Consider the following 14,833-nt stretch of genomic DNA (forward strand, 5'->3'; position numbering starts at 1 on the left):
CAGGCATCTCGTCGTTGCAAAATTAACGGAGTACTGTTACGCAACTTCGTAACGAATGATGAGGGCAGTTTTTTGCAGTTCATTGGCAGCGGTCCTGACATCCCAAATGAATTGCTTTGGGCTTTGGATGAAGGGCGTGTGGTATTTTTCTGCGGTGCTGGTGTCTCTCGCGCGAAAGCGCGTTTACCGGATTTCTTCGGTCTGGCAGGCCAAGTCCTGACAAAACTCGGGGTTCCTAACGACTCCCCAGCCGTCAAGATTCTGCACGAGGCCCTAGAGATAGAGGCTCGAACTGGCGTTCCAGGTCTGATTTCAGTTGATCGTGTTTTTGGCCTCCTTGAGCGTGACTTTCTCGAACGCGACATTGAGCGGGCGGTTGCGCAAGCGCTTGCTCCAAAGAAGGGCGCTAGCCTTTGGGCACATGAACTCCTATTGGACCTCGCTACCACCAAGGAAGGCATCACGAAGCTGGTCACGACCAACTTTGACCGATTGTTTGACGATTGCGGGCGAGGATTGGAGGCGTGGCAACCCCCAAGGCTACCCGTTCCGGCAAGGCCGGGCGATTTGAATGGAATTGTCTATCTGCATGGTCGTGCGACAGAAAGCTACGATGGGTCTGAGGGCGACGGGTTTGTCTTGTCGAGCGCTGAATTTGGGCGGGCCTACCTTGCCGAAGGTTGGGCAACCCGTTTTTTCAAAGGCGTGATCGAACGCTATTCCGTGGTGTTTGTCGGCTACAATGCGGACGATCCGCCGGTGCAATACTTGCTCGAAGCACTGAACAAGTCGAACGGTCGGCTGGATGAGGTCTACGCGTTTCAATCCGGTGACGCTGACTATGCGACTTCACGCTGGGCGCACAAGGGCGTAACGGCAATCCCTTACGATAGCGACGACGGTCACGCAGCGCTGTGGGCAACCCTCAAGGAATGGGCCGACCGCGCAAACGACCCAGAAAGCTGGCAGGCAAAAACTATCGCAATGGCCCGGCGCGGCCCCGAATCCTTATCGCCCTTCGAACGCGAACAAGTCACGCATTTGGTATCTACCAAGGAAGGCGCACGCAGATTCCTTGACAGCGACCCGCCCGCGCCAGCGACTTGGCTATGTGTATTTGACCCTTCAATTCGTTACTCTAAGCCGGGGCAAGACGAAAACGGAAATGAGGTAAACCCCTTTGCGCTCTACGGGCTGGCAAGTGACATAGTGCCTGCGCCCATTTCCCCCGACGATCACTATGCTAAACGCGAAACGCCATCGACGGCGTGGGACGCATTTTCGCTCAACCGCCGGGACAGGTTAGAGTTGCGAGACATTCACATAACACCGATGCGTGGCGGTCAATCTCTCTGTGCGGGCCAATTGCCGGATAGGATTGGGCATCTTGGGTTGTGGATTGGTAAGGTAGCCAATCAAAATGCTGCTGTTTGGTGGGGCGCAAGGCAGGTCGGCCTTCATGCGGTTATTCAGAAGAGCATTCGCTGGAACTTGGAAAGAAGCGAAGCTAACTGTGCCGCCCATATTGTTCAAGCGTGGCACTATCTCTTTGAACACTGGCGCGCCAAAATAGATGAGGACCGCCTTGATTGGTACCGTTTTCGCGATGAAGTCAAGGCCGTAGGCTGGAACAAAACAACAATACGAAAATATGAAAAACTCTCGCGCCCGCGTCTAACTGCTCGCGACAACTACTTCCGAAATGCAGTTCCGCCACGGGTTGATCAAGAAACCAGACTTCAAGATTTGATAAGGCTCGAACTGGCTTACAATAAAGACGGTCGTGACATTTCAATACCAGATGAATGGCTAGCCGATGTTGTTTCGGCTTTGAAACGCAATTTGGACATAGGCATTCAGCTTGAGACTGAGCGCGGCCATTACAGTTGGATGGATATACCCCCGATCATTCCTTCGGACGACCCAGATATAAGCACTTACGGTCGCAACAGGGGTCTTGCTGGTGCGGTATTGTCCTATGCCGCGCTATTCGAACGGATTCTGGGTCTGGACGTTGAGAAAGCGCGTCAGGAGGCCGCGACTTGGCCCACAGGCGACGACAACGTTTTTGCTAGGTTAAGAATATGGGCAGGCCGGTTCGAAACGCTTGTTCCTAATGGGGAATTCAACGAGTTCTTCGAAAAGGTTAGTCGTGATGCGTTCTGGAAAGTCCATCACCAGCGTGACCTGTTGTTGACGCTGCAAAAGCGCTGGGCAAGCCTCCCAATGCCTACAACCAGACGAATTGAAGAACGCATCCTTGAAGGCCGTGAACGCCGGAAGAACGAAGCAGAGGATGACTTTGTAAAGCTTCGCGCGTGGGATATTGCCGAACGCCTTCATTGGCTCCATTCCAAAGGGTGCAACCTAAACGTCAACTACGACGAGGAAATAAACCGACTGAAAAACGCGGCCCCCGATTGGTCGCCAGAACATGCCGAGAATGCGGACCGATCTCGGGAAAGCCTGGGTGGGTTGGTTCGCACCGATACCGAGCATAGTGGCCTATTATCGGAGCCACTTTCGAACGTGTTGGCGAAAGCCCAAGAACTTGGAGGGCTAACCGGGCTGGCGCTTGTGGAGCATGATCCGTTCAAGGGCTTGTCCGCCAGCCACCCGGTTATGGCAATTTCTGCCCTACGGTTAGAAGCCGCGCGTGGCGAATACCCGGAATGGGCTTGGCAGCGCTACTTGAACTCAGACCAACGACAAAAGGACAGTGGACGCCTTAAGAACTACATCGCCGAACTCATTATTGCCGCAAGCGATGAAGCGTTGGGGGGCATAATCTACCCCGTATCCGAGTGGCTTTTGTCCACGACTGACGATTTGGTAAATGAATGCGTTCCAACTTTCGAACGCCTTATCTTGCGGCTTGTGGGGTTCTTGAATGAAAACCCCGCTGCTGGTGGCTCCGGCATCGTGCGTGGGAGCCGCGACCCGGATTGGGCGACAGAAGCGCTGAATTCGCCTGCGGGGAAAATCGCGCAAGCGTTGTATCGCGATCCACGTCGCAACGACCTTGAGAAAAACCAAGGACTGCCAGAAGAATGGAAAACACTTGTCGAAAGCGCGCTTTCCCTGCCCGGTGACAATGGCCGCTTCGCTTTGGTCTTTGTTAGCCGCTTGTCGAACTGGTTCCACTACGTCGATCCTGCATGGACTAGCGACAACCTCTTGTCCGTGTTGGAGTCCGACGATGAAGACACGCTCGAAGCTTGGTGGACGGGCTACCTGTGGGGAGTGAAGACGCCTCCACCGATGGACCTATTTAAAAAGTTGAAACCATATTTGTTGGCTAAAGCAGCAAGCCAAACAAAGAGCGAAAGAAACAATCGTGCCCGCCTAGCTAAGTTGGTGCTTTCAAGCTGGGCCTATCCCGACTCCGAAACTGGGGCAGAGCGCGTCACAGACAGTGAATTGCGCCAACTCTTACTAGATGCGGGTGATGGCTTCAGGGCGCACACGCTGTGGATTTTGGAAGGAGGTGGTGGCGAACACTGGCCGACGCTCCAACAACGGTTCCTGCGCAACGTATGGCCAGTACAAAAGGCCGCCCGCACGCCGCAAAACTCAGCCCGCTTGATTGAGCTTGCATTCTCAAACGAAGAAAACTTCTTGGCCATTTCGGAAGCAATCCTTCCGCTTCTTAGCCCAATTGAACGTGACCACATTATGTTGCCTTCTATCCGTCGTGGAGAAGGAAATATTGTAGATAAATACCCGGAACGCGTGCTTGAAATCCTGTACTTGGCACTTCCCGAAAACGCAAACAGTTGGCCCTACGAGACAGACGCAACTTTGAAGCGTATTGCCAAAGCAAATCCATCGCTTCTAGTAGACCCTAGATTAGTCGAGTTGAACAGGCGCTGGAACTCAAGGTGATTGCCCGCAGAATGTCGGCTTAGTCTGTTGCACACGCAGCATCACTACAAATTGATGAAGGTTGGCTGAGGGCAGTGACGCAACTTTGCAAGGTTCTCTTTCTGGACATCCCAAACCTAAGCACAATCAGCCAAATGAAGGATTGCTACCGAAAATGGCCGACTGCAATTGCCTAAGTTGGATACTCGAATGCAATCCACGTGCGGCCTTATGGAATACCCCGAAAAACTTGCCCCGTCGCACATCACCCGAACTGCAACAACCCCGCGATCTGCGTCCCGACCCGCTCCGCCGCCACCTCGACATCCCTGTCAGCAGCGTGGGTGTATCGCAGGGTCATCGCGCACTGGCTGTGTCCCAACAGTTTCGAGACCACCGGCAGGGGAACGCCCGCCATCACGCACTGGCTTGCATAGCTGTGTCTCAGATCATGCAGGCGCACATCCTCTATCCCGATCTCCCGCCGAATCCTGTACCAGAGCGCCAAATCATCCGAGATCGGATGCTCGGGGTTCAGTGGCGACGGAAACAGATACGCGCCGGGCGCTATCATCATGCGCCGTTCGATGATCGCGCGGGCCTCTGGGCTGAGATACACAGTTCTCGGACCCGTCTTGCTGTCTACAAGCCTGAGACGGCTTCCATCAACCTCGCACCGTTTCAGGCGGACAATCTCGTTTCTCCGGCAACCTGTAAGCAGAAGTAGACGGATGATGTCGGCTTGAACGCTAAAGCGCCCGTCTGCGTGCTGGTCCAGCGCCGCGTTCAACCGCGCTATCTCATCCCGCGACAGGAACCGTGTCAGCTTCGGTCGCCGGTTCAGAAGCACGGACCCCGCCGGGTTGCTGTCGATGAGGCCGCGCTCAACGGCAAAGTTCAGACTCTGTCGCAGAAGCTTGAGCGCATGGTTCGCGCCGCCTGGCGCGGAGGCGCTGTAGGCATCAAACCAGTCCTCGATGGCCTTTCGGGTAATCCGGTCAAGCCGCAACGACCCGAAGGCGGGCAGCAGTTGCCGCGTCAGAATATGATCCCACTCCCTGACGGTATTTGGCTTGCATCGCGTGGACCATGTTTCGCGCCAGACATCCTCCACGAAAACCCAGTAGGTCGGCAAGTCCCTGCGCGGTGCGATCCCGTCAACCTGCAACCGGAGGCATGCGCGGCGCGCATTCTCGACGGACATTAAATCGCCTCGGCCCAGCGACACCTTGCGCCCGTCCACTTTACAGGTCCATGCTTTTGTGCCCGTGGGATAGACCCGTAGGCTGAGGGACGGGACAGTCTTGTCCTGAACCGAGTATTCTCGCGCGGACGGCTTGAACCGCTTCGCACGCGTATCCGTCAATCGAACCACCCTCATGTCCGTGTCCCCCCGAGAACCGTACCCATCGCGGTCGCGGCTCTTTCCGTGTCGGCCTCCGTGTGGTGCGCATATTTGAGGGTGGTTTCCGGGTCGCGATGCCCCAGAAGCCGGCCCACCGCGAGAACAGTTTCCCCGCTCGTGATGGCGACACTCGCATAGGAATGCCGAAGATCGTGCAACCGGACGTCGTTCAAACCAGCTTCCCTGCGGATATTGGCCCAAGTGCGGGTGAGCATCGTTTCTGTCACCGATCCTTTGCGTCCGGGAAAGACCCAAGGCGAGGTGCGGGGAAGCGCGTCGAGTACTTCCCGTGCCGCCTCTGACATCCAAACCGTGCGCGGACCCGTCTTGCTGTCGCGCAGGAAGATATGCCCGTCACGATAGTCCGCCCAGCGAAGGGTTCTGATCTCGCTGGACCGGCATCCTGTCAGCGCAAGAAGCCGGATGAGCGACACGACCACTGAGGGAGCCGCGCTGCTCAGCGCCTGACCCAAACGGCTAAACTCGGCATCGGACAGAAACCGCTCCCGGTTCTGCCGCCTGTATCTCTTGATCCCCTTGCATGGGTTGGACCCTTCCGGGCGCAGGCCCTCTGCTTCGGCCACTGTCATGATGACCGACAGGACGGGCATCGAACGGTCTGCCGACACGGGCGTTGCGTGCATCTCTGCAAACCAGTCTCTCACATCCTGCGCCGTAATGTCGGTAATAGGCTGTCCCGCGAACCGGGGCAGGATGTGCTTGTCGAGGTAGTTCCGGTTCCTTGACAGCGTGCTTTGCTTCCACTGGCGGCCATGGCGGCGGAATGCTTCTTCCGCGACGGTCTCGAACAGCGTCTCCCCATCGGGCTGTCCCGACCGAATGGATGCCAACAGGTCCCGTGCCCGATCTCGGGCCTCGGCCACTGTCATGTCGGCGGGGTCGCCTACGATCTTCCATATGCGTTGCCCATCGTGCTGGCTGTGCAGGAAGAACCGCTTCCGGCCACTGGGAAGAACCCTGACGCCGAACCCCGCGAGGGCGGTGTCCCGAATGTTCCGTGTGGTTTTCTTCGCGCGCAGGTCGCGCACCCGCGCATCGGTGAGTCGTGGCATGAGTTTTTTCCTCCGTCCGGTTGCGGTGCCGGACAGAAACGCGTAGCTTTCCATCCGAAACCTTGACTTTGAGAGGAAAAAAGAAACCCTGTTTCAGAGACTTAGCACCGAAGGTGCGGCTGCTGGTGTCACGGCAACACCGGATGCTGATCCGGTCCTCGATTGCAGTACGCATGTTCGACACGGATGAGATTCTGGTTCCAGCCCATGTTCTGACGGGCACCCCCGGGATCTCGATCGATGAGACCGTCACAGCGGTCGAGTATTATCACATGCTATTCGAGCAACACGAAATCGTCTTTGCCGAAGGCGCACCCTCGGAAAGCCTCTTTACCGGAACCGAGGCGCTCAAAAGTGTACCGGCGGCTGCGCGCGCAGAGATTCTGGAACTGTTCCCCGAGCTGGAAATGCCCGGATATCTGCCACCACCCGCACGTCCGATCCCCGCAAAGGGGCGGCAGATGCGCAATATGGTACAGCGGCATGTCAAGAACAGCCGGGCGCTGATCGAAAGCGCCTGATCCAGCCGTCAAGCGTGCGACGGGCGTGGGCCGGTCAACGCTGGCCACATGGCGATCAGGTACAGGGCAATGGCGCACACCCACAGGCCGTCCGCGACCAGCATGGCGGTCAGATACTCGGTGCTTAGTCCGGTGCCCAGCCACCGCAGAACAGCGGCGGCGGCCATCAATCCGTAAGCCACTACCATTGCAGGCGGCGCGATCAAAGCTCGACCGGAATGCCCAAGCGCCGCGCGGCTCATCACGGCAAGGGTCATCCCGCCGACACAGCCGATGCCCAACACGTGCAACGCAGCCACCTCATCGCCGACGCCGAACGCCGCAAAACCCCATAAGATCAATCCAAAAGCCAGCATTCCTAAACCAAGGTGCAGCGCAATCAGGATCGGCTGCCTGAGCGCCCAGCCGGATCGCCACCGGGCCATGCGCAGGATTTGCAGGGCACCCAGAATCAAAGCCAGAACACCTGCCACCGCCCCGCCGCCCAGTGCGAGAACTGCCACAGGCAGCGTCAGAGCAATGACCATCCCGGCTTTGTCCAGAACCGGTACAGAAACCGGCCACGCAGCTTCCGGCTCACCAGCACGTTTCATCGCGTTGCGGGTAAACGCGGGGGTAATCCGCCCGCCAAGAATGGCAATCATCGCGCAAAGGGTCAGCAACCCGGCGCGCAAGCCGGTTTGTAACGTCTCGCCCGTCATCCCCATCCATTGCAGATGTGTCATCAGGTTCGCGATCCAGATGCAGCTCAGCAGCAGCAAGAATACCATGTTTTGCGGTTTAGGTCGGCGGATCAATTGAGACGCGATCTTGACCGCCAGAACGGGCACAAAGGCCAAATCAATGGCAGCCACCAGCATCGGAGGCATTGATGCCGAGAACCACATGGCCAAGCGTCCCGCCAGCCATAGCGCTGCGGCCAGAGTGATAAAACGCGCGCGCGCCTCTGGTGCGCCGGTCCAGTTGGGAACGGCCGTCAGAAAGAACCCGCCCAAGGCCGCGGTTGCATAGCCAAAGATCATCTCATGCGCGTGCCACATGGGAGGCGTCATGGAATATGTAGGATCTTCATATGGAATCGCCCCGGTCTGGGTCATCAACCACACGCCCCAGGCACTGCCAGCAAACAATCCATAAAGACCCGCCGACAGGAAAAACACACGAAACCCCTCGCCCAAAACACGCGCGATCGCTGCCGACATGCCTGCTCTCCTTGGCCATGGTGTTGTTGTCTCAAAACCTAGTGGCGACAGGTCTCGACCCTCTTAACAAATATCAAGACCTGCAAAATATGACCGGAAAACACAGGTTTTTAGGACCGCCTTTTTCCTTGAATTCCGGATTTGTCTGCCGTTTTGCGCCCCCTCCGTTGACTTTCGTCAAGGAGTAGCCCCGCGCAATGTCTCACCCTTGGACCTGCCTCACCACGCAAACGGAGAGTGATCATGTCACTTGGAATCAGCTACAACAAAACTGGCCGCGCCTTTGGGGTCGGTTTGGCGATGTTGCTTGGCAGTGTCGCTGCACCAGCCCTCGCCGATGAGCCAACCCTCAGCAAAGAGGCGTTTGAATCGTCCAAACAACTTTACTTTGAACGTTGCGCAGGCTGCCACGGCGTGCTGCGTAAAGGGGCCACCGGCAGAAGCCTTGAGCCGTTGGTCGAAACAAAGAACGCCGATGGCACTGTAACCGAGTCCGGTACCCTGAAACTGGGACAGGACCGGCTTGAAAAGATCATCGCATGGGGCACCGAAGGCGGGATGAACAACTTCTCGGACGTCATGACCGAGGACGAGATCCGCGATATGGCGACCTATATCCAGATGGAGCCGCCTAAGCCGCCGGAAATGTCGCTTGAGCAAATGATGGCGACCCGCAAGGTCTATGTCGAACCTGAAGATTACCCGACCGAGCCGCTGCATGGCCGCAACTGGGAAAACTTCTTTGTGGTCATCGAACGTGACGTGGGCAAGGTTGCCGTGATCGACGGCGACACCAAGGAAGTGCTGGCCCATATTCCGACCGGTTACGCGGTGCACGTGCTGAAAGCGTCCGAGCACCACAAACTGGAAGAGCCGGAAAACCCGGGTCGCTTCTGGTACACGATGGGCCGCGACGGCAAGATGACCAAGATCGATCTGTGGCAGAACCCCGAGAACATGCTGGTAGCCGAGGTTACCATTGGCTATGACGCCCGCGACGTGGCCGTATCGGGTGATGGTAAATACGTGATCGGTGGCGCCTATTGGCCGCCGCATTTCGCCATCGTTGATGCCCACACGATGGAGCCGAAAAAGGTCGTCTCGACCCGCGGCTACAATGTGGACGGGGACTATGTTGAAGAGGCCCGCGTGGCCGCCATCTACACCACCCCGAACGAACCCACATGGATCGTCGCCGTGAAGGAGCTCGGTCAGCTCTGGCAGGTGGACTACACCGACCTCGAGAACCTGCGGATCGACAAGATCGACAGCGCCAAGTTCCTGCATGACGGGTTCTTTGATCCAACCGGTCGCTTTTTCCAGATTGCCGCGAACGCGTCGAACAAGATGGTCGTCGTTGATACCGAAACCCACAAGCTGGAGGCTTTGATCGACACAGCGCCGCTGCCGCACCCCGGTCCGGGCGCAAACTGGGATGACCCGAATTGCGGTCCTGTCGCCGGTACAACCCACTTGGGTGAAGGCGTTGTGACTGTCTGGGGCAACGATCCTGATGCGCGCCCGGATGACGCCTGGAAAGTCTGCTATGAGGTGGAAACCGACGGCCCCGGCCTGTTCATCAGGACCCACCCGACGTCCGACTACATCTGGGCCGACCAGACCAAGCACCCCGAACCTGAGATCCAGCAATCGGTGCAGGTTATCGACAAGGCAACCGGTGAGATCGTGAAAACGATCCAGATCACCGAAGAGGAAGGTAACGTCGCCGTCCACTTCGAGTTCAACCAGGATGGTTCCGAGGTTTGGGTTTCCAAATGGAACCGCTCGACCTCGAAAGAGCCTAACGGTGAGATCGTGATCTTCGACGCCAAGACGCTGGAAGAGATCGGCCGCGTGAAGGGTCTGTTTGCCCCGACCGGCAAGTTCAACGTCTACAACCGGTCGAACCACGTCACCTGACGGCTCGCAACCAACATCGGAAAGGGCGGGCCCCTCGCCCGCCCTTTCCTCGTTTTCCCCTCAGCCAAACGCACCGGTCTGACACGCCGGGCCAGTCAAGAAAGCCATAACGGAGCCCGGATATGACCTCCGAACCTGACAAAAAGCCACCGATCTGGCGCCGGTATTTCCTGTGGGGGATGCCCCTGGCCGGCATTGCCGCGGCCTTTGCCGCCGGCATTATCTTCTGGGGCGGATTCAACACCGCAATGGAAGCGACAAACACCAAGGAATTCTGCGTCTCGTGCCACGAGATGCGCGATTTCGTCTACGAAGAATACACCGGTACGATCCACGACGTGAACCGGTCGGGCGTAGGTGCCGTCTGTTCCGATTGCCACGTGCCCAAGGACTGGACCCACAAAATGATCCGCAAGATCAAGGCGTCCAGAGAGCTGTATGGCAAGATGGTTGGCTCGATCAACACACGCGAGAAGTTCGAAGCCAAGCGTGTGCATCTGGCCATGAACGAATGGGAACGGATGAAGGCCACTGACTCGCGCGAGTGCCGCAACTGCCACGATTTTGAATCGATGATGCCCGAGTTTCAGAAACCCCGCGCCCGTCAGCAACACCTGAACGCGATGACAGTGGGGCAAACCTGCATCGACTGTCATAAGGGGATTGCGCACTCGGATGCCCGCGACCGGGCGGATGAAGAGTATCTGGAACAGCTGGAAGCCCCGAACCCCGCGTTCATCCGGGAAATCCCGGCGGAGTATCTGGCCAGCCTCGAACGGATCGAAGCCGAAGAGGCCGCCGTCGCCGAAGCCGAAAAAGCCGCCAAGAAAGCGCAACAAGAGGCCGTGCAGGCCCAAATCGCAGCAGCAGTTGACGCAGCTCTGGCCGAAGAACGCGCCAATGCCGCCGGTGACGAGGCCGCAGCCCCGGCTGGTGGTGGAAGTGACGTTGGTGGAAATATCGACTGGAACGCTGTCGCCAGCGCCGACCTCAAGCTGTTCTACCCCGGTCAGGCATCATTTGAATGGGTGCAGAACGGCAAATCTCATGGCGGTGCTCGTCCTTTGACCAAAGGGGGCGATCAGTGCACCACCTGTCACGCGGCGGAACTGGATGCAATCGGCAACAAGATTGTCGCCGGTGGGGATCTCGAACCAACCCCGATCCCCGGCAAACGCGGTGTGATCGACGCAACCGTTCAGGCGGCACATGACGATGAAAATCTGTACGTGCGCCTGCAATGGCCGGATGCGGGTCACAACCCTGCCCCGTTTGTCGACGGTGGCAAAATGGACCCGGACAACCAGATCAAGGTCGCCGTGATGATCACTGGCACCGGGATTGAACTGGGCGATCAGGTGGGCTGCTGGGCGTCGTGCCACGCGGACAACAGCTATATGCCTTTTGACCCGGGTGCGGACGCGATTGCCGCCAATGGTGATTTCACCGGCCGTATGAACATCCAAGACACAGTGACCAAATATATCAGCGAAAGCCGCACGGAAATTGAGGTCAGGGGTCGCCGCGGCAAAGCTCTGGGTGGTTGGGACAAGCTGCAGGCCGCCGAACAGATCGAGCAATACCTTGCCGATGGCACCTATCTGGACTTGATGCGTGTCTACGCTGACGGCAGTGCCACCAATGGCTACTTGTTGGAGCAACGTGTTGTGAATGAAGGTGAAATTGCCGCCTCGGCCAACCTGGCTGGCGGTATGTGGACCGTGGTATTCTCAAGGCCGCTGAATTCCGGCGCCCCGGGAGATATTCCTTTGGAGCCGGGTCAGACATACACGGTCGGCTTCGCGATCCATGACGACTACGCCGCCGCACGGTTCCACCATGTGACGCTGAATACCAGCCTCGCGCTGGATGATGACGGCGCCAATATCAATGTGGTCAAACAATAACGGATGGGGGCCGGAGTAACCGGCCCCTGCCCCTTTCGGAAAGGAGACCTGGACGATGAAACCCCAACGCCTTCTTCCTGCGCTGCTGTTTCTGGCTGCCCCGGTGTGGGCAGATGAAGCCACCGAAATCTGCGCCGAGGCCGAAGAACGTTATGTTGAGCTGTTCGGCCAGCCCTCTTCCGCTGTTGAAGACGCCAAAGTCGTGCTGATGTACAAATATAACTTCTGCCCATTTGAACTGACCGTAAAACCGGGCACGACCGTGCGCTGGGTGAATGTGGACAAACGCACCAGCCATAGCGTGTTGTTGAAAGACGGAAGCGAACCCGAGAGCGACCGGCTTTTCCCCGAGGAAACATTCGAGCTGACATTCCTCACCCCCGGCCCGCAAGACTACCTGTGCGGACCGCACTGGGAGACGCAGAACATGATCGGAATGATCAACGTCGAACCCTGAGACCGGGCAAATTACAGGTGTGAAAAGGAGCGCGGGCGCAATTCCTGCGCTCCTTAACTTTAGTCAAGGCAATCGCGCGGGCATTGCGCGATCCTTTGCCCATGACACGCCCGGCCCACCTAGCAACGTCCCGTATTTTCACCGGATTCGCACAGGCAACGCCGGGTTCCGAAGACTTTCAGAACAAGCGAGTTTGCACATGAGCGGTAAGGTTTTTCTGATCGGTGCCGGTCCGGGCGACCCAGAGCTGATGACCCTGCGCGCCCTGCGTCTGCTGCAACAGGCGGATGTGGTGGTTTACGACCGTCTCGTGTCAGCCGAAATACTGGCGATGCATGCCGAAGGCGCGCGGCTGATCCCAGTGGGTAAGGCCCCCAAATGCCATACCGTACCTCAGGACCGGATCAACGAAATCCTGTTGGAGGAGGCGCGCGCTGGCCACACCGTGGCGCGGCTGAAAGGCGGCGACCCGATGATTTTCGGACGCGGCTCGGAAGAGGCTGCCTATCTGATGGCCCACGGCGTCACCGTTGAATACGCACCGGGTATTACAGCGGCGCAAGGCGCATCCTGTTCGACCGGTGTCCCGTTGACCCATCGCGGGCTGGCGACCTCGGTCCAATACGTCACCGGCCATCGGCAAGCGGACAAGGTTCTGGACCTGGACTGGAAGCGGTTGGCCGATCCTGAATCGACACTGGTAGTCTATATGGGCGTCGCTAATATCGGCCAGATCGCCATGGGGTTGATGACCGAAAAGCTTTCCGGATCAACCCCTGTTCTGGCCGTTGGCAAGGCCACCACACCAGACGAGCGCCGTTTGGTGTCCCGGCTGGAACGGTTGGCGGCGGATGTACGCGAGGCTGACCTGAAAGCACCGACGCTGTTCATCATCGGCAAAGTGGTTTCGCTTTATGCGGAACAGCCTGTGGCCGAATTGTTGGAGCAAGCCCATGGCTAAGCTTGGACATCGTTGTATTGCGCCCGGTGGCACCGCCGGGCCGCGCCGTACCACCCCCCGCGGCAGGTCGCTGCCCTCAGTTCTTCTCACCTCTGCCGTGCTTGTGGCCACAACCGCCTTCGCTGCCGACACGCTCGACCCCAACGCGTTAAAGCGCCTTGTGCATCAAGACTGCGGCTCGTGCCACGGCCTTTCGCTGAAAGGCGGTCTTGGCCCTGATCTACGCTCTGAGACGCTGGAACACTATGACGCTGAAATCCTGACCGGGGTCATCCTCGATGGCATCCCCGACACCGCGATGCCCCCGTGGCGCCCCCTGATCAGTGAAGAAGAGGCCGAATGGATTGCCCGTTACCTGTTAGAGCAGGAGGAACAATGAAACAGTTCATCCTTGGCCTTGCGGCCACATTGATGATGACCACTGCGCAGGCCGAACCCACCGCGACCGGAGACCTGGGTCTTGTGATCGAGCGGACCAAGGGCTCGGTGCTGCTGGTGGACCAATCCGACCGCGCCGCTTTGGCCCGGATCCAGGGGCTGGGCGATCTGTCCCATGCCTCACTTGTCTATTCGCCCGACGAACGTTTCGCCTATGTCTTCGGACGTGACGGCGGTTTGACCAAGGTTGACATCGTCACGCGTGAGATCGTGAACCGTGTCGTGCAGGCAGGCAACGCCATTGGTGGCGCGATCTCGGATGACGGTGAACTGGTGGCCGTGTCGAACTATGAGCCCGGAGGCGTGCGCGTCTTTGATGCGGATACGCTCGAGATGGTGGCCGACATCCCCACCAACAGCAAAACCATCGGTCTGGTCGATGCGCCGGGCCGCCGATTTGTCTTTACCATGTGGGATACGGGCGAGACCTGGATTGCCGATTTCTCCGAAGGTGAGCCCGCGATCACCAAAATCCCCGATATGGGCAAGAACCCCTATGACGCCCTGATCACCGCAAATGGCCGCATCTATATCACCGGCCTGTTCGGCGAAGACGGCCTGACCGCACTGGATCTCTGGGCCGAGACACCTGAACCCATCCGCGTGCTGCCCAATTATGGGCGCGGACAGGAAGAGATGCCGGTCTACAAGATGCCCCACCTCGAAGGCTGGGCGTTGACCGGACGCGAATTTGTTCTGCCCGCCGTTGGCCATCACGAAGTGTTGTGGATCGATGCCGACACTCTGACCGAAACCGGGCGCACCAAGACGCACGGCCAGCCGGTCTTTGCCATGGCACGGCCCGATGGGCGGCAGGTCTGGGTGAACTTCGCCCACCCGTTAAACGACACGATCCAAGTGATCGACTCTGTCAGCAAAGAGATCATTCACGAATTCAAACCCGGCCCGGCCGTGCTGCATATGGAATTCACGCCGCGTGGGCACGAGGTCTGGCTTAGTGTCCGCGACGCGAACAAGGTCATGGTCTACGACACACACTCCTTTGAAAAATTGCGCGAGATTGAAGCAGACAGCCCTTCGGGCATCTTTTTCACGGCGCGTGCACACAGAACGGGCCTGTAAGC

General features: G+C 58.1%; 11 protein-coding genes. 8 read left to right on the top strand and 3 right to left on the bottom strand.

What is annotated here, in order from left to right; genetic code table 11:
• The first annotated feature begins 72 nt into the window (after positions 1-72).
• Positions 73-3,885 carry an SIR2 family protein gene (locus ACP0GE_RS04075; protein WP_424830723.1) on the top strand — a complete coding sequence of 1,271 codons (3,813 nt, stop codon included), beginning with the start codon at positions 73-75 and terminating at the stop codon, positions 3,883-3,885.
• Positions 3,886-4,129: 244 nt separating this feature from the next.
• Here the strand turns inward: ACP0GE_RS04075 and ACP0GE_RS04080 are convergent, their stop codons facing one another.
• Both ACP0GE_RS04080 and ACP0GE_RS04085 read right to left on the bottom strand, forming a co-directional pair.
• Positions 4,130-5,245, bottom strand: coding sequence for a tyrosine-type recombinase/integrase (locus ACP0GE_RS04080; RefSeq protein ID WP_424830724.1), 1,116 nt, complete (start codon positions 5,243-5,245; stop codon positions 4,130-4,132).
• Entirely contained in the window at positions 5,242-6,342 is a 1,101-nt protein-coding gene (locus ACP0GE_RS04085) for a tyrosine-type recombinase/integrase (RefSeq protein WP_424830725.1), read from the bottom strand. Before ACP0GE_RS04085 ends, ACP0GE_RS04080 begins: the two co-directional genes overlap by 4 nt.
• A 68-nt stretch (positions 6,343-6,410) precedes the next feature.
• On the opposite strand from ACP0GE_RS04085, the gene ACP0GE_RS04090 reads away from it, so the two are divergent.
• Complete coding sequence (locus tag ACP0GE_RS04090) at positions 6,411-6,863, top strand: Hint domain-containing protein (RefSeq protein WP_424830726.1); 453 nt, start codon at positions 6,411-6,413, stop codon at positions 6,861-6,863.
• A gap of 8 nt (positions 6,864-6,871) precedes the next feature.
• On the opposite strand, the gene ACP0GE_RS04095 is transcribed toward ACP0GE_RS04090, so the two are convergent.
• Positions 6,872-8,065, bottom strand: coding sequence for an NnrS family protein (locus ACP0GE_RS04095; protein ID WP_424830727.1), 1,194 nt, complete (start codon positions 8,063-8,065; stop codon positions 6,872-6,874).
• Positions 8,066-8,308: 243 nt separating this feature from the next.
• On the opposite strand from ACP0GE_RS04095, the gene ACP0GE_RS04100 reads away from it, so the two are divergent.
• The 6 genes from ACP0GE_RS04100 to ACP0GE_RS04125 all read left to right on the top strand — a co-directional run bounded on the left by ACP0GE_RS04100 (position 8,309) and on the right by ACP0GE_RS04125 (position 14,831).
• The gene (locus tag ACP0GE_RS04100) at positions 8,309-9,985 is read left to right on the top strand and encodes a cytochrome D1 domain-containing protein (protein ID WP_424830728.1); all 1,677 of its coding nucleotides are present in this window, start codon (positions 8,309-8,311) and stop codon (positions 9,983-9,985) included.
• A gap of 122 nt (positions 9,986-10,107) precedes the next feature.
• Positions 10,108-11,892 (top strand): NapC/NirT family cytochrome c, encoded by a 1,785-nt coding sequence (locus tag ACP0GE_RS04105; protein WP_424830729.1) that lies wholly within the window; start codon positions 10,108-10,110, stop codon positions 11,890-11,892.
• A 55-nt stretch (positions 11,893-11,947) separates the two neighbouring features.
• Positions 11,948-12,349, top strand: coding sequence for a cupredoxin domain-containing protein (locus tag ACP0GE_RS04110; RefSeq protein ID WP_424830730.1), 402 nt, complete (start codon positions 11,948-11,950; stop codon positions 12,347-12,349).
• Positions 12,350-12,548: 199 nt separating this feature from the next.
• Positions 12,549-13,310, top strand: a complete 762-nt coding sequence (cobA, locus tag ACP0GE_RS04115; protein ID WP_424830731.1) for a uroporphyrinogen-III C-methyltransferase — start codon at positions 12,549-12,551, stop codon at positions 13,308-13,310.
• The gene (locus ACP0GE_RS04120; protein WP_424830732.1) at positions 13,303-13,689 is read left to right on the top strand and encodes a c-type cytochrome; all 387 of its coding nucleotides are present in this window, start codon (positions 13,303-13,305) and stop codon (positions 13,687-13,689) included. Before cobA ends, ACP0GE_RS04120 begins: the two co-directional genes overlap by 8 nt.
• On the top strand, positions 13,686-14,831 hold the full coding sequence (locus ACP0GE_RS04125) for a cytochrome D1 domain-containing protein (protein ID WP_424830733.1): 1,146 nt from the start codon (positions 13,686-13,688) through the stop codon (positions 14,829-14,831). Before ACP0GE_RS04120 ends, ACP0GE_RS04125 begins: the two co-directional genes overlap by 4 nt.
• Positions 14,832-14,833 lie beyond the last annotated feature (2 nt).

This window comes from Ruegeria sp. (genome assembly GCF_965243365.1).
In the GTDB taxonomy this organism is placed as follows: domain Bacteria; phylum Pseudomonadota; class Alphaproteobacteria; order Rhodobacterales; family Rhodobacteraceae; genus Ruegeria.

What these genes read in the sequence shown, in the direction of transcription:
- ACP0GE_RS04080 (WP_424830724.1), bottom strand. Translation starts at nt 5,245, where the DNA reads ATGAGGGTGGTTCGATTGACGGATACGCGTGCGAAGCGGTTCAAGCCG.
- ACP0GE_RS04085 (WP_424830725.1), bottom strand. Translation starts at nt 6,342, where the DNA reads ATGCCACGACTCACCGATGCGCGGGTGCGCGACCTGCGCGCGAAGAAA.
- ACP0GE_RS04095 (WP_424830727.1), bottom strand. Translation starts at nt 8,065, where the DNA reads ATGTCGGCAGCGATCGCGCGTGTTTTGGGCGAGGGGTTTCGTGTGTTT.
- ACP0GE_RS04100 (WP_424830728.1), top strand. Translation starts at nt 8,309, where the DNA reads ATGTCACTTGGAATCAGCTACAACAAAACTGGCCGCGCCTTTGGGGTC.
- ACP0GE_RS04105 (WP_424830729.1), top strand. Translation starts at nt 10,108, where the DNA reads ATGACCTCCGAACCTGACAAAAAGCCACCGATCTGGCGCCGGTATTTC.
- ACP0GE_RS04110 (WP_424830730.1), top strand. Translation starts at nt 11,948, where the DNA reads ATGAAACCCCAACGCCTTCTTCCTGCGCTGCTGTTTCTGGCTGCCCCG.
- cobA (WP_424830731.1), top strand. Translation starts at nt 12,549, where the DNA reads ATGAGCGGTAAGGTTTTTCTGATCGGTGCCGGTCCGGGCGACCCAGAG.
- ACP0GE_RS04120 (WP_424830732.1), top strand. Translation starts at nt 13,303, where the DNA reads ATGGCTAAGCTTGGACATCGTTGTATTGCGCCCGGTGGCACCGCCGGG.
- ACP0GE_RS04125 (WP_424830733.1), top strand. Translation starts at nt 13,686, where the DNA reads ATGAAACAGTTCATCCTTGGCCTTGCGGCCACATTGATGATGACCACT.